A 21,829-nucleotide genomic window follows, 5' to 3' on the forward strand; every position below is an offset into this window, starting at 1 on the left:
ACGTGGCTCAACCATGTGGGCGACGAGGCTTTCAATCTGGCGGCCGAACCAAAACCGCGGGACTATGCGCGGATGAACTTCCCCGTTCTTACAGCGACGGGCTATTTCGATGATGACCAGCCGGGGGCGCTTCGCTATTACCGTGCCTATGTAGCTCACGCACCGGCTGCGGAGATGGCAAAGCAGGTTCTCGTGATCGGCCCATGGGACCACCTCGGAACCCAACATCCGGCGAAAGAAATCGAAGGTCTTGCGATTCCTCAGGCTGCTGTTTTGGACATGAACAAGTTGCAGGCGGACTGGTATGACTGGGCGCTCGGGCGGGGACCTCGGCCCGCCTTCCTGCGCGACTGGGTTGCCTATTTCATGCTGGGCGCCGATGAATGGCGGTATGCGCCGACCTTGGAATCGGCCTCGTCCGGACAAGTCCTGGATTTTTATTTGTCGGATCCCGAGGGCACTCCAAAGGACGTCTTTCATTCCGGGTTCCTGCTGTCAAACGCACCGGGCAATGAACCGCCTGCCACCATCGTCAGCGATCCGCATGAATTACCGGAACTGGATGTTGCGAAGTATGCCGAGAACGAAAACCTCCTGAGCCAGTTCCGTGCCTTCCAGAAGCGAGCGATCACCTTCCATTCCGAACCTTTCGCTCACGATACCGAGGTTGCAGGACAAATGCGACTGAACTTGGTCGTGGAGTCGGATGCTCCGGACTTCGATCTCTGGGCGCAGGTGTTGATGATTTTGCCGGACGGCTCTTCGGTCGAACTCGGTGAGGATATACGTCGGGCCCGCTTCCGCAATAGCGTCTTCAAGATTGAGCTTCTTGCTCCAGACCAGGTCGCCGAAATTCCATTTGAGTTTTACTGGATGGCGCGAAGAATTCCGGCCGGCGCCAGGTTGCGCCTGACCATCACTCCACTGAATTCTCCAAAGTATCAGAAGAACTACAACACCGGCGGGCGCATCGGGTACGAAAAGCTGGAAGATGCGCGTATTGCTCACATCAAGATCTTTCACGATGCGAAGCGAAACAGTCGTTTGACTCTGCCTCTTGCGGCCCCAGTTGCCGCCGATCGCTGATTGGCGCAAGCCGAATCAGCAGGCTCCATTCAACTCAATTGTATGGAAGGACAATATGAGAGCGTCAATTCTCGAAGTACTTTTGGTCGCGGTTGCATTGTGCTGTAACCCGGTGAGTGCGCAACAAGCCGGGAAACCAGTGCCGACCTCCCAGCATCCGCGGAATCTGGATGACAAATCCCAAGGCTCGGCCCAGCGCGCTGCGGAGCCCTCTGCCGAGCTGCGGAGCCTGACCAAGATTCTTTCCGGTAAGTGGTCCCTGGAGGTGAAGTCTGAGCCAAGTCCGGGGATGACGAACGGCGTCACGCGCTCAGGTGAAGAAACGTGGCGCGCTGGCCCCGGCGGATTCACATTGATCGAGGACGAAAGGCTGCCCACCCCGGCAGGCGACGTGTTTCTCCTCGGAATCATCTGGTGGGACAACGGTACCAAAAGCTTCCATGGCATGGAATGCAACAGCCAGCTCCCCTACACATGCGACCTTAAGGGCGCGCTAAATGACATCACGATGAACTGGGATGGCAAGCAGTTCGCTATCGAGGAGCAGGAGACGCACAATGGGAAGAAGACACTGTGGCACGAGGTCTGGTCCGACATCACCGCAACGTCGTTCACACAAACGGGTGAGAGCGAACAACCGGACGGGAGCAGGAAGATGGTCTTCACAATCCACGCAAAAAGGGTGAGCGATTCAGGAAAGTAGTCTCCGTCATGTTGGAGATGCAAGAGCTCTGATGGGGTCGAAAATTAGCAAAAGAAACCTGGTTTAAGGGGAGAATGCATGAACATGCGGGCGTTAGTTCTTGTTCTTTTTTCAGCTGCTGCGCCTCATTGGTGCGCGGCGCAAGCTGTCACCCCGTACAGCGGACCCATCATCGACATGCACTTGCATGCACTGCATGCCAATGATCTGGGACCACCTCCAGCCTTCATATGCGCGCCCAATCCTTCCTGGCCGACGCGCGACGCAAAGACACCAGGAGAGCAATACGGCGCAACGTTCGTTAAGACTCCGCCCTGCGCATCCCCCCTACGTTCGCCGCTGACCGATGACGAGCTAATACGCAGGACCGTTGCGATTATGAAGGCTCGCAATGTCACCGCAATTACCTCGGGAAATACGCTAGCTGACCCCCTGGGACTGCTCGGCAAGTGGAAACTGCAAGGTGGCGACCGGATCTTACCCGCAATTCCATTCGATCCCAGGTCCGGCAAACCGACGATCGATGAGCTTCGTCAACTTGTGCAGACAAAACAGATCGTCGCGTTCGCGGAAGTCAGCATTCAGTATTTCGGCGTACTTCCCAATGATCCGCGCATGGAGCCCTATTACGCCCTCGCCGAAGAATTGGACGTACCCATCGGTATTCATATGGGCCCTGGTCCGCCGGGCGCGCCCTACTATTCATCGCCGAATTACCGCATGCGTTCTTCGAGTCTGCTCTTATTGGAAGACGTACTGGTTCGGCATCCGAAACTGCGCATCTGGGCGATGCATGCCGGGTGGCCATTCGCCGACGATACGATTGCTGCTCTTTATGCGCACCCACAACTCTATGTCGACGTAGGTGTCATCTGTTACGCGTTCCCTCGAAAACAGTTCTACAGCTTCCTTCAGCGACTGATTGATGCCGGCTTCGAAAAACGCATCATGTTTGGCTCCGATGAAATGGTCTGGCCGGACGCACTCTCGGCAGGCATCGATTCCATTCTGAACGATCCTTTGCTTACTCCAGAACAAAAGCGGGACATTCTCCATGACAATGCCGCGCGATTTCTTCGCCTGAAATAGCGATGGCAGTGAGAGAGCAACCTTCGACAGACCTCATTCAAGGTCAACTACGTCCGCAGCAATGCCGTCTCGCTGCTTCGCCATAATCCTGCGGCGTCATTAGGTTTCCCGATGAGCTGGCACACATCGCTGAAAAGGACAGTAACCCAGCAATCCGTGGGGAGGTCCGTGCACCGCTCGCCTCTATCGACGCTCCGCCCTCATCCAGGCCATGGAGGTGGAGAGTTTGAGCAGATAGCGACGAACCAACGGTCCTGAGATTAACGATCGATACTCGGTGACTTCTGTCGTGGACACCTTCGGCTGCATTACGCCTGACATTGCCGGCGAGAGCACCGATATGCTTTCCGCCACAGAGACACAACCTTTGCTGCCAGGCAATGCTAGAATCTGGGGCAGAAATACAAGTGGTAGTTTCCGGCCCAATATGCCTCTGAAGCGAGATATACGGGCGAAGCTGGAAGAGCGTCTCGAGTTTGAGACCCTGGTCGCCGACCTCTCGGCACGTTTCGTGAATCTGCCTGCTAATCGAGTCGATGCTGAGATATTGGACGCACAGCGCCGCATTTGTGAATGCCTCCGTGTTGATGTATCCGCGCTATGGCAGAACGAAGTGGAAAGTTCGAGCACATACGTACTGACGCACCTTTTTCGTCCCCCGGGCGGGCCGCCCGCCCCAGACCGAATGGATGCGCAGGACTACTTCCCGTGGTGTCGCCGGGAACTGTTGGCCGGTAAAGACATTATTGTTTCGTCTCTGGATAAGCTGCCACCGGAGGCGGCACGCGATAAGGAATCATGGAAGTACTTCGGTGTGAAGACCTCGCTTACCATTCCGCTAGCGGTGGGTGGCGGCCCGGCTATCGGCTTTCTGTCTTTCAATGATATCCAGCGAGCACGCGACTGGCCGGACGATTTGGTGAAGCGACTGAAACTCGTTGCGCAGATTATTGCCAGCACGCTGGCTCGTAAGAAGTCGGACGAAACCCTGCGAGAAAGCGAAGAACTCAGCCGAAGCACATTTGATCAAGCAGCCGTGGGCATTGGCCATATTGCGACCGATGGTCGTTGGTTGCGGGTAAACGACAAACTATGCTCTCTACTGGGCTTTTCGAGAGAAGAGATGCTTCAGATGACCACCCACGATATAACCTGTGCTGAGGATCTCGAGAAAGACCTAAGTTGTGTGCAAGAACTTCTGTCTGGCGCGGCCAAGACGTTCTCGACCGAGAAACGCTATATACGGAAAGATCGGTCGCAGTTCTGGGCGAAGTCAACTGTATCGCTTGTGCAGACTGTTACAGAAAAACCCAAGTACTTCATTTCTGTGGTGGAGGACATCACTGGGCAGAAGCGGGCCGAAGAAGGCTTGCGCAACTTGAGCGGACGCTTGATAACGGTGCAAGAGCAAGAGCGAGCGTGGGTCGCCAAGGAACTCCACGATGGAATATGTCAACACCTAGCCCTTCTGGCGGTCAATTTAGATCGGTTGAAAGACAATCCACCCGATCAACAGCACCTCTGTGCGCACATTGAGCAACTGTCTAAGCGGACCAAAGAAATGGCAGAAGACGTTCGGCGCCTGTCGCACGGACTACATCCGTTCCCTCTGGAACAATTGGGACTGACCGCAGCGCTGAATAGCTTCTGCCGCAGGTTGGAGCTTGGCGCAAACCTAAGAATCGAATGCACTGCTCATGACGTTGTGCGTATGCTGCCGAAAGATGTTGCACTGTGCCTCTATCGCGTTGCGCAGGAGGCTCTTCAAAATGTAATGAAGCACAGTGGTGCGAAGCGGGCAACTGTGGACTTAACACAAAACAGTGACGAGATCCGCATGCGAATTGCCGATGATGGCAAGGGATTTGATTTGGAGTCCATCGATGCTGCGAACTCACTCGGGCTAGCAGGCATGCGCGAACGTGTCGGACTTGTACAAGGCGAATTGAGTTTCGACTCGCACCCCGGTCAGGGCACGGTAGTAGATGCACACATCCCCTTGCAGTCCGGTCTCAAGAGCCTGCGATAACCGATGTAAGAACTGGCTATAGTACGTCGCATCAGTCTTGCATACGGTCATCTAAAAGGAGTTCGCTTTGCGGCAAACGTCTTTTTACCCGCCTTCTGTAAGCCGCGCTCAATTTTCAGTGACCCAGCAGCCAACCTGGCGACGCGGACGATGTTGATCGCCCAGGCTGACAAACACCACCTGTTACGCCAACCGGGAAGGTTTTACACGCTCGTACAGGTAGTGGCTTTTGCGAAATTCCAGCTGGCATTTTTGCCAGTGTGCGGAGAGTGGGTTGCGTACGAAACTATCGTGCGAAACGGTTGCGTGTAGGTAATGGCCGCGAAAGTTGCCTAAGAACGGGAAACACTCCTGAACCAACTATTCCGTAGAGGCCTCACACATGGAAATAGCCCAAAAGGTCGTGGACTCGCACCCGACCAAGGAATCTACTGTCCTCGAGGGATCGTATAATTTCTCCCTGGTCTTGGGCGGTCCGACGTTCCAGTTGCTTCGTAAGGCGCTCCTCTCTGGAAAGAATCTGGAACTGCTTCATCGCAGGGTATTGTTCATCGCGCTGTTCACATGGGCGCCGTTGCTGCTATTCACCGTCCTGGGTTCTGGAAGCAGCGCAGGCCGAATCTCGTTCTTTCATGACATTGAGGTACATGCGCGGTTTCTTGTTGCTCTTCCAGTCCTGATCGCTGCCGAATTGCTTGCGCATTCGCGGCTCCGTTCCGCTGTTTGTGCCTTCGTTGACCGGAGAATTGTCCTGCCAGAGGATCTGTCCCGGTTTCACGACGCTATCAACTCGGCCGTCAGGCTGCGCAATTCGATCTGGCTGGAACTCGCGCTGTTGGTTCTGGTCTACACCGTTGGTCTATGGGTATGGAGCGGCCGAATTGTCCTGGATATCTCGACGTGGTATGGGATGGCCGGCGGGCGATGGGAACTGACTCCGGCTGGGTACTGGTACGTGTTTGTCAGCATACCGGTTTTCCAGTTCATCCTGTTGCGCTGGTATATGCGGATATTTATCTGGTTTCGTTTCCTGTGGCAGGTCAGCCGAATGAACCTGAACCTGTTTCCTACGCACCCGGATCGTTGCACCGGACTGGCCTTCTTGGGCAAGAGTGCTTACGCGTTCGGCCCGGTCCTGTTCGCGCAAGGAGTGCTCCTCGCTGGCATCGTAGCCACTCGCGTCCTCTACATGGGGGAGAACTTACTTTCCTTCAAGGTGCAGGCGCTCGGCTTTGTCGTGTTCTTTGTCGCTGCATTTCTCGCTCCATTGTTGATGTTCAGTCCCAAGATGGCTGCCTCAAGAAGGAAAGGATGGGCTGAATACGGACTGCTAGCCCAACGATACGTCGAGAAGTTTGATAATAAGTGGGTTCGCAACGGCACCGGCGAAGAACTGCTAGGAACGAGCGATATCCAATCCCTCGCTGATCTTGCCAACAGCTACGACATTCTTCGCGAGATACGTACGGTTCCGATTCCTTTCGGGCTGCAGGAAATCGCCGTCCTGAGCGCCGCCGCTGCGGCGCCGATTATTCCTCTTCTGCTGACTATCTTCTCGCCTGAAGAACTCCTCACACGAATCATCAAAATGGCGTTCTAAAGATGGACCGATCCTGCATCGGACGCTAGAAGTTTTGGCAGTTCCAGCGAGCTGACTCCACCTCAATACTACGAGGTGTGCAGCCGAACCGAGGCCTACGTGACAAGTCACCGGTCTATAGGAGCTAGTTGTCCGCCCTTTCTTTGCGCTCGTCTCGTGATACTGCCCCCTTCTGACCTCCGGACTTGCAGGTGGAGGCGCGAATGATTGCATTCAACTCATTCTTTCCGAAGTTCAGGGATGTCTCTTCTAAATTTCGAATTGCGCAGATCCGGACCTGGCTCATTCCGGTGTCATACGTTGTTGCGGCGATAGTCGCAGGTTTTACTGTGCCCCGGTTCACCAGCATTTTCCTGCCGGAATTGGTTTCATCTATCAGCACGAGCGCTGCTATGAGTATTTACTCTGCGATCGCCTCCGGCATGATTGCTCTGACCGGAATCGTATTTTCTCTTGCATTCTTGATGGTCCAATTCAGTGCGACGGTTTACTCGCCTCGGTTGGTCCTTTTGATGGCCAGAGACTCCTTGATTTCGCACGCGCTTGGAATATTCACTGCAACCTTTTTCTATGCACTAACAGCGCTGGCCTGGGTGGATAGGAGTAATTCGGGCGGCGTTTCTTTGATCTCTCTGGGGGTTGTTGTCGCCTTGCTGTTAGCGAGCATCGCAATGTTCATCGCTCTCATCAATCGAATCGGGATGCTTCAAGTTAACCGAATCTTGATCTTTATCGGCGATAAAGGAAGAGAAATAATCGGTGAACTTTATCCCCCGATCACGCACCATCCGGAACTGGGTGTCCGGGAAGTGCAGAGGATACAGGGGAGCCAGGTCGTTCTGTACCACGGAAGTCCGCGGTTCGTTCAGGCAATTCGGCTCTCTACCTTAGAGCAGCTAGCGACACACTACGATTGCGTAATCGAGCTAATGGCGGCTGTAGGGGACAGCGTGTTGGAGTCGACACCGATTATGCAGGTTCGAGATGGCAAAGAGATGCTGCCCCGCGAAGATTTGATGAGAGCATTGGTGCTGGGTGATGAACGCACGTTTGAGCAAGATCCCAAATACGCGCTTCGCTTGCTCGTGGATATTGCTATCCGAGCGCTTTCGCCAGCAATTAATGATCCAACGACGGCAGTCCAGGCATTGGACCAGATTGAAGACTTATTGACCCGGCTCGGGAGGCGTCGATTGGAGATCGGGATATTCCATGACAATGAAGGCAAGGTTCGAGTCATGATTCCTTTTCCAAGCTGGGAAGATTTCCTTCGTGTCGCATTTGATGAGATTAGATTTTACGGATCGAGTAGTGTGCAGGTGATGCGCCGCATGAAGGCGGTATTTAGCGAGATGATGGCAGTCTTACCTCATGAACGCCATGCAGCGCTCAGATACTGGCAAGATCGCCTCAAAACAACCATCGACCAGTCTTTCAGCGATTCACAAGACAGATTTGTCGCGTCTATGGAGGATCGTCAGGGGCTCGGGATTCCCCGTCAAGGTACGGATGAAGACGTATGCGTTCCGCCCGTTCTCCGGAGCTGACGCTCACTTCATATATGCCCAGAAAGGTCCTGACGAAGAGAAGGGGGATGCCCCCCTTGGCAAGGAACTATGGAGCGAACCAGTATGGCGGAACTAGATATCTCAAAGTGCGCTGGCCCAAACTGTCTGCAAAAGTGGTACCGATTTGGCGAAGGTAAGTTATTCAGTTTTCATGTCAGGTTGCCCGGTCTCGAACCGCGGATCGTGAAGAACGTGTGGCTTTGTGAGAGTTGCTTTCTCAGCTGGGAACCGATGATGCGCGAGGGAAATCACGTTGTATTGGTTCCTCTTCAGCGAAAGGCCGTGTGAGGCTAAGTGTCTGAGAAAGCAGGCCATTTCAAAGCGAAAAAATTCTGAAACTGGATTTTGGGATATGGAATAACGTGGACCGCGGTTCGAGCTGCTGAAGCAACATCTCCTCCCCGCAAACTAAACCACACTGAGTTTCACTTCGTCGTACTTGTCCGTTCTGAAACATCAGGAGGCTCTAATCGTTGCTCCTTCTGCGGTGGGCGCCCGTGCGGCATTGGTATCGACGGTTCCGATGTGATCCGCGACATCCACTCGCGAAGCCAATCTTCAAATGCGCGTTCTTTTAATTTGGCGCTCATCGGTCTGATGGATGAGAGTAACTCGTTAGCGTTGTCCACGGTACTGGCAGAACCTCCAGCTGTAGTTACAAATGAAACGCAGTACCTTCATCGAGTCGAGTCAACCGCCAAAGCGAGGAGACGCAACGCGCTTCCGAATTCAATAAGGTTTTCAATATGAAGGCATTCGCTATTCTCCTGACTATTTATTTGTCTGTGGCAGGCGACAGTGTGCCAAGTCCATGCCAAGTGCTGACAAGCGATGGCGAAGCACCGAAGCAGATGCTGGATCAGCGCTCCCCAGTTCGACAGGACCTGGGACTGTTCCGCTTCCGTAAGGAAGTTGAAGAAGTAGTCTTGAATCTGAGCGTCTTAGACGAAAGGCATCAGCCGGTTAGCTATCTCAACATCAGCAATTTCACAGTGACGGAAAGCGGAAAGCCGCAGAAAATCACATCTTTTCGACGCGAAGATATTCCTGTTGCGATGGGATTGGTTGTAGACAGCTCAGCCTCAATGATCGAGATACGTTCGGCGGTAAACCAGGCAGCATTGAATCTCGTCAATGCCAGCAACGAACGAGATCAAGTGTTTATTGTGAACTTTAACAAGGATTGGTACCTGGACCAAGGCTTCACATCTGACGTGAACAAACTGCGAAGTGCACTCGATCAAGTGGAATTCCGTGGCAGTACAGCCCTCTTTGACGCCATGAGGGCGTCAGTCGACTATTTGAAGACGAACGTGGCTCTGGAGAAAAGAGTTCTGATCGTGATTACTGATGGCGATGACAACATGAGTTCCAACACATTGCAGGAGACGGCCCAGGCCCTGGCGGTTAAGGACGGGCCAATCGTGTATACGATCGGAATTCTCCACGACGAAAGGAAAGAGCGGTTGGAGCGAGCTCTTCGCCTGATCGCGGAATCAACAGGCGGAATCGCCTACCTGCCAAAGAGTGTGGAAGAAGTAAACGCCATTAGCATGCAAGTGGCTCGAGACATTCGCAATCAGTACACGATCTCTTATCGACCCAGTACACCCAAGGAAGATTGCGGGTACCGGACAATCAAAGTGGTGGTCAATGCGCCTCGTAATGGGAAACTCATTGTGAGAACCAAGACCGGATATTTCCCCGAGCAACACTGCGCGTTTCGCTGAAGCTCGTGTAGCGAACTATGACCAGGCAATCTTTCCCCGGCCAGGCACGAAGCACGAACTGGTAATTGTGGCAGTGTCCACTGGAGATGTGTTGTCGTTAACCTTTTGTGAAAGGCAGGTCGTACTGCTCCTACGTTTGAAACGTGAACAAAGTTTTGCTGGTCTACAGCGGAAATATCTGGCGGAGGTTTCGTAACATGTGTCGCATTCCGGTCTGCACCATTATTCTTGGTCTGCTCATGTCCACTCCCTGCCTGGCGCAGAGAGATGATCCGCATCGAACGTCACTGTCAGAGTTCAGCGACTCGCTCACGGACCTTACACGGCATGTAGCTCCGGCTGTAGTTCAGATCTTTGCCACCGGATATCTCCCGGATGATGACGACGACAAGGCTACTTTTACGAAACAACAGGTAATCGGTTCCGGAGTCATCGTAAGTTCTGACGGTTATATCGTCACCAACTTACATGTAGTCAGAGGTGCCAAACGGATTCGAGTTGCGCTGAATTCCCCGGACGCCCTATCGGCATCTGCGGTTCTGAAAGACGAGGGTCCCCAGTATGAAGCAGTGGTAGTGGGCTCCCACAAAGATACCGATCTCGCTGTCTTGAAAATCAATGCAACGAATTTGCCGACCTTATCTCTCGCAGATTATTCGGAGCTGCGTCAGGGGCAGATTGTCATAGCGGTCGGAAATCCGGTCGGGATGAAGAACGCGGTATCGATCGGAATAGTCAGCTCGGTTGCGAGGCAATCGGAGGACAAGAGCGTTCCTCTTATTCAGACCGATGCAGCAGTTAATCCGGGAAACAGTGGTGGAGCCCTGGTCGACACTCACGGTCACCTGGTTGGGATAACGTCAGAGGCTATGAGTGGTGAGAGACTCGGATTTGCAATACCAAGCGAGGTTATCAAGTTTGTGTATGACCAAATCCGCCGAGAGGGAAAAGTCCACCACGGCGAGATCGGTGTGGATGTGCAAAATATTACGCCGGTGATTGCGCGCGGATTGAGCCTGCCTCGGCCATGGGGAGTGATCATAAGTGACGTCAAGCCCGATTCGCCCGCCAGCCATGCTGGTCTGAGACCTTTCGACGTGATACTGACGGTGGACGGCAGGTCAATCGGGAGCACACCGGAGTTCGAGGGCCTGCTGTACTTCAAGAAGAATACAGAAGTCGTTACCCTCCAAGTGTCCCGGAAGAGTGGGGGTGTGACGCTAAAAATCCCGGTAGTTTACCGTGAAGAGGCTAGCTCTAGCGAAACAGTACCAGCGAACGACCCAGAAAAAAACTTTATCCGTAAGCTGTGTATAGTGGCATCGGATGTTAGCAAAAGCCAGAGCGAAAGACTTATAGGTATACGGCAGCAGACAGGTGTTCTAGTCACTGGAAAACTTTCAGACAGTGAAAGTTTCGGATGTGAATTGCAGTCGCTTGATGTGATTCATTCGGTCAACGGCACCGACGTGTCCGACGTCGATTCATTGCGTAAGATGATTGACGGACTTTCGCCTGGGGACGCAGTCGTGCTGTGGATAGAGCGATCCCGCAAATATATGTATGTGGCGTTCGAAGTAAACTGAACGCACACCACTGAATGATCAGTTGCAGCGCGGTTGAAAGTTGGCTGTCGAGGCCCGCTTTCAGCGCTGATTAGGTAACACCGGGATGACTTACTTTAGGGCTTAGGCAACATTGCCGCTTGCGCGAGCCGAAATTCGATAAGTGACTCGCTGGGGATCCTAAGTTGCTCGCCTTTCTTTGTTGCAGCCAGTGCGGTTCCGCCGGCAGCACCGGCGGCTACGCCAATCGCCGCTCCCGCTCCACCGCCTGCTATTCCACCGATCAGGGCTCCCAAACCGGCTCCGCCAACTACTTTTCGAGCCGTTTTCTTCCCCTCTCCTTGTCCTCTAAGTTCAAAGCTGCTGGTGAGGAGAGGATAGGCTGTGCCCTTGATGACAATGTCCGTCAGTTCGAGCTTGAGCTTCGAGCTGCCTGACATCTTGCCGGCAGAACTTGCCTCTGCAAGTTGGCCATACACAGTGGCACCTCGAGGCGCCACAATAACATCGTCCATCAACAGGTTTGTTTCAAGCGTTGCGGTGAATCGATAACCTGTTTTGTTAGTGCTCGAATCAATCGGCTCTATGGTGCGGACGAGAATGCGCGTCCCAGCCGGAATTGTAATTCGGTTTTGTGAAATCGCTGAGATCGCCATCAAAACAATTACGCCAGCAATGGTAAGGAATCGTCTCATTTCTTATCTCCTTCCGCGAGTTCAGATTGTTCTTCCATGAGTGGCAGGTTTGAAGCGATCTGAAGATCGATGATTAAGAGGAGCTGGTTTTCAACTTGCAGGAAGCGTGCTGCCATGACGGGACCGACAGAACCTCTCAACCGGTCGTAGCACTTCACCAGGAGATCTGTACGCTGCTTCTGGTAGTCGATGGCTTTCTTCATCAATTCATCGGCTTTGGCGTCCGTCAGTGAATCGTAAGTGGCGGCATAATCGAGGATGTTGTCACTTCTTAGTTTGTTCAGTTTCGCCAGTTCGGCATCATACTGGTTATAGATGGGCCAAAATTGTGCCGCATCAGCCGCGTCGAGTTGCATCACGGCGCCGAGTATCTGAGCTTTCTCTTGGCGGACATTGCTCCGGATCAACTCAATATATTCCTGTATATTTTGTTCCTGAGCTTTATTGGATGGCTTCGTATCTTGTGGCTTCTGCTGCGAGAGCGCAAAGGGACAGAAGGCCATAATCGTGAGGAATATCCCCACCGTTATGATTCGTCTCCTCATCAGTCATTCTCCTTTGTGACCGGGTTGGATACCGCAGGTCTTCTGAGGACGCCCCGCCTGTTCAAACTCGATGAGGCGTTCTGGTTGCGACAGGCGGACGACATCAAGTCCATTGTGAAGGTAAGCTAAGAACATTCAGACAGGGGACTGGCAAAACTGCTAGCAGGGAGAATTGAAACTACGAAGATGTTGTCGGTTGGAACAACTAATATACCTTCAGTGGCACGAGCGATCGTCTTGAAACTGTCCGTTGGGTACCATGGCAGCGAGAAACTTTGTGCATGCCACAATCTTCTGATATGTCTCGTCGCGGTCGATCAATTCTGGCGAAAGTGAATACTTACCGGTGTCCATGATTCGGCGCTCACCTATTAGTTGGTCACTCCACGCTTTGAGAGTGTTGTAGTTGTTTGTGAGCAACTGAAGTGCATTGTGATCAGCATTGGAGGATGCGTGTGCCTTTGCTTGGAGCAGAGTCTCTGTGGCGCGGTCTTGAAGGACCACGATTCGGCTTCCATCGCCCGGCACGCCACGCTTTGCGGCATAGGTAAGAGTATTGATCCATTCTTTGACGGCTCCCAAGGACTCGATCGAGGTCTTCATGAACTCGTTTGACAGGACAGACTCGTCCTGCTGATTGTGTGCTGGAGTTTCCCGCGCGATGTTCTCCTTCGGGCCAGGAAAGGTGAGGATAACGGTGTTTCCCTCGAATGCTATTGATCCATTGGCGATTCGGACCAGGGTCTCCAATTCAACATAGGACTTTCCGTCAATGCGGTAAACGTTTACATTTCCGCTTTGGCCGTTGACTAGAAGAGTCCTTTGTACGTGTTCGGATTGAGCCAATGCGGTTCCAGTAAAGCATGCATAAACAAACGATATCGAAAACAACGTGCGCATAAGCATGGCAGCGGCCTTTCGTCGTTCAATCCTGATAACGCTAGCCGACATGCACACTCAAAACCACTGGCAGAAATACAAGATATCGGACGGCAGGGTGCCGCCACGACGAGATTGGTGCGAGGTGGCCTATTGTCTTGTTGTTTATTCGGAAGCGGCTACAAATGTGATACCCAGAAGTCGTCTCAGAAAGAAAAGGATCCTTTCAGATCAGTTTTGCGGATCGAAATATCCCTTCTTGAAGTAAGTCTGAACCTGCGCATTCCGAAGTGGAGTGGCGAGCTCGACCTTGACTTTGCGCCAGTGTCCATCGTGCTTTAGCTCAGATGGATGATATCCGAGGATATACTGACTGCGCATTTCGCGACTCAGGTCCGCGAAGGTCTTCGGCACCTTTGCGGCGTTATCGACGCTAATGGTGCGGCCACCTGTCACATCGGTGAGCCTGGTGAGCAATCGTTTGCCCAACTTTTCTTCGAGAGGCTTCATGAAAAGCAACGGCTCATCGAAGATGGCCACAGCGTAGACATCCGCGTTCGACTCCTCAACTTCTTTGACAACATGACTGCTGGAGAGGTGACTGTCATTCTCTCCGCCGTCAGAAACAATGACCAGTGCCCGCCGCGAATAACGTGAATTCTTCATTATTCTGAGGGTGAGGTCCACTGCGTCCATTAGGGACGTCCACCCGACCGGTTGCTCATTGCTGAGAGCAGCTTCAATTTCGTGGAGCGACTGACTTCCCCGGGCGATTACTTTTGGGTTTGTCGAAACGGCAACAACGTAATAATCGTCATCGGGATTAGCGTTGTTGAAAAACTGCCGTACCGATTCGCGCAAGGCGTCCATTTTTGGCTGCATGCTCCCGCTGAAATCGAGCACCAGGCCGATAGACATTGGGGCGTCTTCTTCGAAGAAATACTCAATACGCTGTGGCTGCTTCTCGTCGAATAACAGGAAGTCCTTGCCCTCAAGTCCCAGAATCGGTCGGTCGAGTTCATCTGTCACCGTCACTGGAACGAGAACCAGGTTAACGTCGGTGCGCAAGACAGGGACTGCGGGATCTAGTGGCTCGGGAGCAGACATCAGTACAGTCGGGCCACCCTGAGCCAGTACTGCGGGAGGAAGGACCAACACCGAACCGATCAGCGACAACAAGCCTGTCAAAACCGCAGAAGAGAGAAACGCTCGAGAACGCATAGGCCTCTGGAAAATCCCCAAAGATTGCAGCCTTGCAGCACGTATAGCTGAGGCACTGACTGCTGTGGGTCAAGCAGATGCCATGGCTGGTTCTCAAGTTGCAATAATTTTGAGGCCTAGTTTTCCACAAGCTCGACTTCATCCTTTATATAGGTCCTTGCTTTCTGGCCGAGCTGGTTTCCGGGCCTTACGTACCGATCTTTTGGCCGATGACCTCCCCCGAGACGATGATTTCGACCCGCCGATTAAGCTGACGTCCCGCTGGCGTCGCGTTGTCCGCTACCGGCTGTGTCTTGCCGAATCCTTTTGCGGTAACGCTCATATCAAGCAAGTTCTGGCTGATTAGATAATCCCGGACCGCGGAAGCTCGCTGCTCTGACAGTTTTTGGTTGAATTCGTCGCTCCCTACGCTGTCTGTATGGCCCTCAATGTCGAGCGTTAGTCCCGGATGTGCGAGGACAATGCCGGATAGCTTTGCGAGTTTCTCTCGCGCCTCAGGACGCAAGTTGAACTTGCCGGTGTCAAAGAGAACGTCTCCAAGATTGACGACAAGTCCTCGTGGCGTATCACGGGTCTCTAAGATGCGGTTAAACTGCTCGAGGAGCTGTGCTCGTAGCTGCTCGGCAGCCCTGCGATTCCTCTCGGCCTCGGCCTGCGCTGCCTGTTCCTTCACTCGCAAGACTTCTTCCTTTGCGGCTGCGAGTTCGGCCTGTCGCTGTGCTTCTTCGTCGGCCTTACGCTTTGCTTCGGCCGCTTCCTGTGCGGCCTTGGCTTCGGCTTCTGCCTTAGCTTTAGCGGCGGCTTCGTCGCGTTCGCTCGCGATGCGTTCCTCCTCCTGTTTCTGGACAGCAAGAGCGCGGGCGTCTTCGGCGAACTGAATCGTCTGCCGAGCCGTAGAAACGATAGTGCTTCTTTCCGCCTTGTTCTCCAGATACCTCTCGGTCATCTGCAGACCGCCTTCGGCCTTCGAGAGGATGTCTGGGGCGTACTTGTCAGCCGAGTTTGATTTTGCGATGTCGACAGCATTCCGTGCTTCATAGACCTCAAGAGGAATGCGCTGAGTGTCCGGGATTAACGCAAGTGGATTGCCGAGTTTTTGATACTGGGCACGCTTCATCAATTTGTATTCACTGACCGGAAATATCTTTCCCTTAGTGTCCTTTCTGATCTCGCTCTGAAGAACCACCATCTCGCTCGGCATTCGAACGGCGAAGTAGGGTTCGGCGGTGATAATAAGGGAAAAGGTCTGCGCTGGAGAGGTGACCTTGACGCTGCCTTCTTGTTTCGAGTTCAAGAGGATCTCTCCGGAGTTTCCGGTTCGTCCCTCAGGCGTAACAATCCAGAGAACATATGTCAGGAATTCCGCCCCGAGCTTGGAGGGAGGCGCGAGGTCCTTCACCCAAACCTGAATGGTGGAAGACGCCGCCTTATCTTTGATTTCGACCTTTGCTTCGCCGCGCGCCTGCGGCATCAAGTCGGTGCCTTTCAGGTCAACCTTTGTTCCACTCTCACCAACCTGATAACCGATAGCCGCCACCGACCTGGTAGTCAGCTGAGAGTCGCTGGGTTCTTGTTGCGTCTGTGCTGCCGCAGACGTGATGGCAAGGAAGACTAAGACAGCAGAAACAAGAAGGGAAGGAGTGCGTTTCATGGCGAATATCCTATCGTCGAGACCTGCCGTCGCGAAGGCAACGGCAGGTCCGGCCAATTCTCGCGTCTCGCGTTAGTCGATGATGACTAACGCGAGGCAGTGGGGTCATTGCTGGTTTGTGGATACCGAGACCTTGGCGACAGGCCATTGATCGTTAGTCGGTTGCCAGCTGTTGTCAGGGTTGTAGAGGTCGATGTCGGCAAACGCCTTCAACGTGTCAGGGCCAAGATCCTTCTGGTAGACGAGTCCATCGTGGCTCACCATGAAGGTCTTGATACCTGTGACTCCATACTCAGCGGGCGCGGCAATCAGGGCAAATCCCCCAATCATGACTCCGTCGATGACGAAATCGATTCGGCCCAAGGGTGCTGCGGGTCCTTGCCCTTTCAATATCTTGAAGAAGTAGCCATGATACGGAGATTTCTTTTCCAAAGAGTACCCTTCCGTGATGGCACGAGCAATCGCTTCGCTGATTGGACCTGCTGGGGTACCATCCGCATTCTGCCAAAACAGTCCGTCCTGCTTGCCGGGGCTGCTGATGATTTTCTGGGCATATTGATGTACGCCATCGTGAGGCTGGGTAGCGTATTCCTTTTGCGCATCAACGTAACCTCGGCAAATTGCGATGGCATCGAGTTCATTGGCTCCAATTCGGCGCTGCAGTATTTCTTCACGCCCGCTTTGCGAATCGAAGTACCACTTTCCCTTGTATTTGACGATTGGAATCGGCAGCGGCCATTCGTCATCTCCAACCAGCAGAATCGCTTTGTTTTTGTGTTTCTCGAAGGATTTCTTTTCATTTGCCTTGGCGATGAAATCGGAGATTCTCTTTTTGTCCTGAACCTCGTCGCCGGTAGAAACAATGTCGTTGCCGTCTGGACCGAGGATGATTCGCAGAGAGTCTTGGTCAGAATCTGCCGCGGCCCTGATTAGTGCTGCTGCGGCAAGCTCCGGAGACTCGAAACCTGTCTGAGAGGTTGAGGGTGCGAAGCTTTTCTGATTCTGCGCCGAAGTGGATTGGGTAACACAAATCAGGCACGCGATGAAGATAGCAGCTGCGCAAACCAGCTTACCGGGGGCTGAACTTGAGATTTTGATTGTCATTGTGTCCTCGCAAGAATGTCGTTAACGCCGCCGTCCACCGCCGCCCGAACGTCCACCGCCGGACCGGCCCATACTAGATGCCCCACGTGAACTACTGGCGCTGGCTGAAGCGCGGTTGCTGCCTCCGCCACCAAATGCGCTGCCCTTGGATCCGGAATCGCGCGAGACGCTCTGATTTCCGATACGATCTCCGCCACCTCCGCGGCTGCCGGAATCACGAGTACCAGCTGAAGCACGATTGCCGCCCATGTAACTCTCGCCGCGATTTCCCGCACCGGACCCGCTGGCGCGATTGCTGACGCCGGCCTGCCCGCGCGACTGCTGGCGCGCGTTCGCCTGCCGCGTGGACATCGAATCTCCACGCGCGGTTCCGCCAAACTTGTTTGCAGTTGCACGATCGGAATAGGGGGCCCCACCGCGGTGCTCCGGATTGTGCTGCCAGTTGCTTTTGCCCTGGGCATTTACCCGATTGCGGTTTCCGCCCTGAATGTTCTGACGATTCGAGTTATTGACGAAATTGTTGTTGTGGTTGATATAGACATTGTTATTGCCGCCCCATCCAGCTCCCCATCCCCATCCCCCGCCTCCCCACGCAGCTCCGACCATCATTCCCACGCCGAACGAGATCGCAGCGCCGGCGGCATAGTAGCCCGGCGGTGGATATGCATAAGCCGGGTACGGGTATGCCGGTGCTCCGTAAACGACCATTGGGTCGTAGGAGGGGACGTACACGACATCCGTCTTGGCAGGTTCGATGACAACGATTGTTTTGTTCTCGACGACTTTGGTTTCAACCTTTTGCTGTTCGCTGCTCTTCAGATTGCCCTTGTCCTTGGCCTTCACGCGCATTCTTTGAACTGCATCCATAACATCGTTCTGCTGTGCAAGGAATGCATTCCCGATATCGGTCGTCCACTTAATATTCTCAGCAAGATTCTTAACCAGGTCCGGGAGTGCAACCAGGGCCTGGACACTCGCGTCCCAGCTTTCCTTTTTCACGGCTTCGATCATCTTGTCCTGGCCCATCTTGCTGTTCTTCTGCATCCATTGGCTCAGTTGCACGATTTCGAGAGGGTAAGTGGATGCAACAAGAATCTGGCTTAGGAGAGGATCGGGATATAGAGCAATTGGAGCCACGAGAGAATCGAGTTGGTCATTCGGGATAGCCGCAGCTTCGGGTGCCGCCTGCTGCTCCTGGACTACTGTCCCAAACGCGAGCGGCTCGGCATAGATCATGAGGCTCATGCATAAAAGCGCCGCAATCCCGCGATTGAATATCTTGAATAACATCCTGAACTCAAAAGATCTTGGCATCATGTGATTGCACCATTCTTCCTGCTGCACTTCGCCGGGAATAGGAACTGCTTTAGTTGCCCTCTAATCGGACAGAAGTGTTCTCAGCAAAGATATGAACCGCGTGTGATCTTTTGCACTGGGAGAATTACTAGAAACACACCTTATTTATGCGATGAGTTCCCAACTCGAGTTCGCACTTAACAAAGTCCTGTGTCCGGTTTCAGCCGAGTTATCCGCATCCTTCTGCGAGTTCGTCCGCTATGACGGAAACCGATCCGATAGAAAATATCGGAGGCTTGGTATCTTGGCGAACTAGGAGTTTTGCCAATGGTAGGCACATCATTTGAACGGCTATTTTGACCGAAGCGTCACAAACGACCAGGCGGACGAAGATGCATCCCAACCTGAAGTGTCTTGTCAAGCGCACAGCGTTGCGCGGCATGGATACCAGGGGACCCACGGGGCGCGGTTTCAAATGAATCCACACACGCCACGAACAGTTAGGTCCAACCCTGCGGAAACTAACCCCTACATGGGGGCGCCAGTCGAGCTGACCAAAGCGCCAAACGGGGCCATCACGAACAAGAAGTTGCTCGATCGCATTGGAGACTTCAGCTGGCTCAAGCCGACGATCGAGAATCCTGCAAAAGGGATATGGGTCTTCGGAGGTTATGCGCTCGCCCCCATGAGTGTCATCGAAGCCGAAGATGGCCTCATCGCGTTCGATACCGGCGATACCAAGCACGACGGCGAATGCATGTTCGAAGCCCTCCGCACGGTTACCAAGAAACCTGTCAAGGCGATCATCTACGGCCACTCGCACCCGGTGGCAGGGGCTGGCGTGCTGGCGGAGGGTAATAAGGACGTGATGGTGATAGGCCACCCGAATCTGAACGAGGTGGTTAAGCAGAATATGGGGACCGGCGGAGCTCCGGCTTTCTATCCAGAAGTGGGTCCCTATCTCACGGCGCGAGCACTGACGCAGTTCAATGCTTACATGCCGAGCGAAGGTCCGGATGCCTATGTGGTGCCAACCAACCTGACCAAGGTTGATTTCGCTTTTCTGCCCGTGAATCGGCCCGTGCAGGACGGCGAGGAGATGACGATCCTGGGGATCAAGCTTAAGTTCTTCACCAAGTATGGTTCAGACGACAAGGTCCATACGACCGTTTGGCTCCCCGACCGCAAGATCGTCTTTACAACGCTTCTCTGGAACGCACCGCCGCAACTGTACCCGCTGCGTGGCGATGTGTTCCGTGACCCAAGGGAGTGGATAGCCGGTCTGAAATTCACGCGTGACCTGAATCCCGAAGTGCTGATCTCTTCAGCGTCCAGGCCGGTCGTCGGTGCCAAGAACGTGCGGGACACGCTGGAGCAATACCTTGACGGTGTGAGCTTCGTCCTCGATCAATCCCTCCGCGGCATCCTGGGCGGGATGGGTCCGGATGAGCTGCGTCACTTCGTTAAGTTTCCAAAGTATCTTGATGAGGCGCCTCCTAACCTCCAGTCCTACGGGGAGATTTCAACGTATCCTCCGGCGATCTATTACCAGACGGTTGGGTGGTATGACAACGACGCAGCGAATCTCAAGCCGCTTGCGCCTGGCGACGAAGCCCGCCGATTGGTGCCGCTTATGGGCGGCCGCGAGAAAGTCCTTGAGGCGGCGCGAGCCGCACTGGACAAGAAGGAATATGCTTGGGCAGCCAAACTCGCCAACCTGCTTTACCTGGTCGACAACCAGGACAAGGATGCGCGCCAACTCAAGGCCGATGCCTTGCGCCAGATGGCCATTGTCTCGACTGGCGCCAACGATCGCGCCCACCTTATGTCGCAAGCACTTGCCCTGGAAGGAAAGACGACGATCGCACGCCTCATCCCGCCGCCAGCGGAGTCCATCATGGCGGCCCCTTCAAAATTCATCGACTACTTCCGTGTTCGAATTGACCCGGCAAAAAGCGACACGACAAACAAGCTCATTCGCTTTGAGTTTTCCGACGGGTCCAAGGCGGGTCTTCATATTCGGCGTGCGGTTGCTGAGTTCATTCCGGAGCCTGAAAAGTACCACCGCAAGCCCGACGTCACGCTGGCGATGTCTGGAGAGACCTGGGTCAAACTCTATTTAAGCCGGGCAACACCGGAAGACTTGATAAGGAGCGGAGAGGTCATGGTCAAAGGCGATACGGCAGAAGCCGCTCGCTTGATCAACTTGTTCGACCGTTACCGACCAGAGAATGCAGTGGTGATTCCACCGGCCTACCTGGACCACGCACACTGAGTCCAGCGCCCGAAGATAGCGATCGATATCCAGAGCAGCGGGATTGGCTGCCGGAATCTCCGTTCTGAACAATTATCCGCGACAGGTTAGGTATATGGTTGTGCCTGTTACCGTCCAACAACGCTGGGGCCGCTACGGTGCTGCTCATGGATAGGCTGGATGTGGTCTATTTCTTGTAGTTTATCTGGACAAACGCATAGCCATATCACAGGATGTATCGCTATGAAAGCGCACATGGTTTTCACCCGGCAACCATTCGCGTCTACGTTCGCAACTCTGGGCGTAATTCTTCTATTGATTCCCGCTGCTCTCGCTGCCCAGGAGTCAACCGAGACAAGCTTTCGGCATTTCGACCTGACACCGCTGTTTGGATACCGCACCCCTGTCAGCTTTGCAATCGAACCCGCTGTCCAGGAAACACATCCGCGACTCGTGTTCGATGGCGGCCCGAGCTACGGAGTTGCTTTTGGAGTACGGTTTCACAATGATGACGTAATTGAGATGAGGTGGGCGAGGCAGGAGTCGCACAGTCATCTGGAAGATGTCAGTGTGTTCTCTTCGCCACAACGAGCGACTCTCGACCAGTATCACGGGGATTTTACTCACGAGTACGTTATCGATAAATGGCCTGCGTGGGCGAAACCATTTGTCATCGGCAGTGTTGGCGCCACTAGAGTGAGCGGTAACGCAAACACGAGTTTCACACGCTTTTCTTTCGGGATCGGTGGCGGTGTAAAGCTATTCGCTGGGAAGCATCTGGGAGTTCGAGTGCAGGCGCAGTGGCCTGCCAATA

General features: G+C 53.8%; 16 protein-coding genes. 9 read left to right on the top strand and 7 right to left on the bottom strand.

The window, feature by feature from the left end; translation table 11 throughout:
- The 8 genes from ROO76_12930 to ROO76_12965 all read left to right on the top strand — a co-directional run.
- On the top strand, positions 1–1,086 hold a 1,086-nt coding region (locus tag ROO76_12930), incomplete at its 5' end, for a CocE/NonD family hydrolase (protein ID MDT8069061.1).
- Between the two features lie 55 nt (positions 1,087–1,141).
- Positions 1,142–1,789, top strand: a complete 648-nt coding sequence (locus tag ROO76_12935; protein ID MDT8069062.1) for a hypothetical protein — start codon at positions 1,142–1,144, stop codon at positions 1,787–1,789.
- Between the two features lie 177 nt (positions 1,790–1,966).
- Positions 1,967–2,878 (top strand): amidohydrolase family protein, encoded by a 912-nt coding sequence (locus ROO76_12940; protein ID MDT8069063.1) that lies wholly within the window; start codon positions 1,967–1,969, stop codon positions 2,876–2,878.
- 289 nt (positions 2,879–3,167) lie between these two features.
- On the top strand, positions 3,168–4,907 hold the full coding sequence (locus ROO76_12945; protein MDT8069064.1) for a PAS domain S-box protein: 1,740 nt from the start codon (positions 3,168–3,170) through the stop codon (positions 4,905–4,907).
- A gap of 382 nt (positions 4,908–5,289) precedes the next feature.
- Positions 5,290–6,507, top strand: coding sequence for a hypothetical protein (locus tag ROO76_12950; protein ID MDT8069065.1), 1,218 nt, complete (start codon positions 5,290–5,292; stop codon positions 6,505–6,507).
- Positions 6,508–6,710: 203 nt separating this feature from the next.
- Entirely contained in the window at positions 6,711–8,054 is a 1,344-nt protein-coding gene (locus ROO76_12955; protein ID MDT8069066.1) for a DUF2254 domain-containing protein, read from the top strand.
- A 767-nt stretch (positions 8,055–8,821) separates the two neighbouring features.
- Positions 8,822–9,805, top strand: coding sequence for a VWA domain-containing protein (locus ROO76_12960; protein ID MDT8069067.1), 984 nt, complete (start codon positions 8,822–8,824; stop codon positions 9,803–9,805).
- Positions 9,806–10,002: 197 nt separating this feature from the next.
- Positions 10,003–11,391: a trypsin-like peptidase domain-containing protein gene (locus ROO76_12965; protein ID MDT8069068.1), complete on the top strand. Its 1,389-nt coding sequence runs from the start codon at positions 10,003–10,005 to the stop codon at positions 11,389–11,391.
- A gap of 95 nt (positions 11,392–11,486) precedes the next feature.
- Here the strand turns inward: ROO76_12965 and ROO76_12970 are convergent, their stop codons facing one another.
- The 7 genes from ROO76_12970 to ROO76_13000 all read right to left on the bottom strand — a co-directional run bounded on the left by ROO76_12970 (position 11,487) and on the right by ROO76_13000 (position 18,755).
- Positions 11,487–12,065 (bottom strand): hypothetical protein, encoded by a 579-nt coding sequence (locus ROO76_12970; GenBank protein MDT8069069.1) that lies wholly within the window; start codon positions 12,063–12,065, stop codon positions 11,487–11,489.
- Positions 12,062–12,589 (bottom strand): hypothetical protein, encoded by a 528-nt coding sequence (locus ROO76_12975; GenBank protein ID MDT8069070.1) that lies wholly within the window; start codon positions 12,587–12,589, stop codon positions 12,062–12,064. Before ROO76_12975 ends, ROO76_12970 begins: the two co-directional genes overlap by 4 nt.
- 237 nt (positions 12,590–12,826) lie before the next feature.
- The gene (locus ROO76_12980; GenBank protein ID MDT8069071.1) at positions 12,827–13,456 is read right to left on the bottom strand and encodes a hypothetical protein; all 630 of its coding nucleotides are present in this window, start codon (positions 13,454–13,456) and stop codon (positions 12,827–12,829) included.
- A 264-nt stretch (positions 13,457–13,720) separates the two neighbouring features.
- A complete protein-coding gene (locus tag ROO76_12985) occupies positions 13,721–14,710 on the bottom strand; it encodes a VWA domain-containing protein (protein ID MDT8069072.1) in 990 nt (329 codons plus the stop codon).
- 187 nt (positions 14,711–14,897) lie between these two features.
- Complete coding sequence (locus tag ROO76_12990) at positions 14,898–16,361, bottom strand: OmpA family protein (protein ID MDT8069073.1); 1,464 nt, start codon at positions 16,359–16,361, stop codon at positions 14,898–14,900.
- 105 nt (positions 16,362–16,466) lie between these two features.
- Positions 16,467–17,465, bottom strand: a complete 999-nt coding sequence (locus ROO76_12995) for a DUF2950 domain-containing protein (protein MDT8069074.1) — start codon at positions 17,463–17,465, stop codon at positions 16,467–16,469.
- 21 nt (positions 17,466–17,486) lie between these two features.
- Entirely contained in the window at positions 17,487–18,755 is a 1,269-nt protein-coding gene (locus ROO76_13000; GenBank protein MDT8069075.1) for a DUF3300 domain-containing protein, read from the bottom strand.
- Positions 18,756–19,293: 538 nt separating this feature from the next.
- On the opposite strand from ROO76_13000, the gene ROO76_13005 reads away from it, so the two are divergent.
- Complete coding sequence (locus ROO76_13005; protein MDT8069076.1) at positions 19,294–21,036, top strand: alkyl sulfatase dimerization domain-containing protein; 1,743 nt, start codon at positions 19,294–19,296, stop codon at positions 21,034–21,036.
- Positions 21,037–21,829 lie beyond the last annotated feature (793 nt).

Source organism: Terriglobia bacterium, from assembly GCA_032252755.1.
GTDB lineage: Bacteria > Acidobacteriota > Terriglobia > Terriglobales > Acidobacteriaceae > JAVUPY01.

Bases quoted from the DNA above. Each gene is read 5' to 3' on its own strand.
- ROO76_12935 (MDT8069062.1), top strand. From the start codon at position 1,142: ATGAGAGCGTCAATTCTCGAAGTACTTTTGGTCGCGGTTGCATTGTGC.
- ROO76_12940 (MDT8069063.1), top strand. From the start codon at position 1,967: ATGCACTTGCATGCACTGCATGCCAATGATCTGGGACCACCTCCAGCC.
- ROO76_12950 (MDT8069065.1), top strand. From the start codon at position 5,290: ATGGAAATAGCCCAAAAGGTCGTGGACTCGCACCCGACCAAGGAATCT.
- ROO76_12955 (MDT8069066.1), top strand. From the start codon at position 6,711: ATGATTGCATTCAACTCATTCTTTCCGAAGTTCAGGGATGTCTCTTCT.
- ROO76_12960 (MDT8069067.1), top strand. From the start codon at position 8,822: ATGAAGGCATTCGCTATTCTCCTGACTATTTATTTGTCTGTGGCAGGC.
- ROO76_12965 (MDT8069068.1), top strand. From the start codon at position 10,003: ATGTGTCGCATTCCGGTCTGCACCATTATTCTTGGTCTGCTCATGTCC.
- ROO76_12970 (MDT8069069.1), bottom strand. From the start codon at position 12,065: ATGAGACGATTCCTTACCATTGCTGGCGTAATTGTTTTGATGGCGATC.
- ROO76_12985 (MDT8069072.1), bottom strand. From the start codon at position 14,710: ATGCGTTCTCGAGCGTTTCTCTCTTCTGCGGTTTTGACAGGCTTGTTG.
- ROO76_12990 (MDT8069073.1), bottom strand. From the start codon at position 16,361: ATGAAACGCACTCCTTCCCTTCTTGTTTCTGCTGTCTTAGTCTTCCTT.
- ROO76_12995 (MDT8069074.1), bottom strand. From the start codon at position 17,465: ATGACAATCAAAATCTCAAGTTCAGCCCCCGGTAAGCTGGTTTGCGCA.
- ROO76_13000 (MDT8069075.1), bottom strand. From the start codon at position 18,755: ATGTTATTCAAGATATTCAATCGCGGGATTGCGGCGCTTTTATGCATG.
- ROO76_13005 (MDT8069076.1), top strand. From the start codon at position 19,294: ATGGGGGCGCCAGTCGAGCTGACCAAAGCGCCAAACGGGGCCATCACG.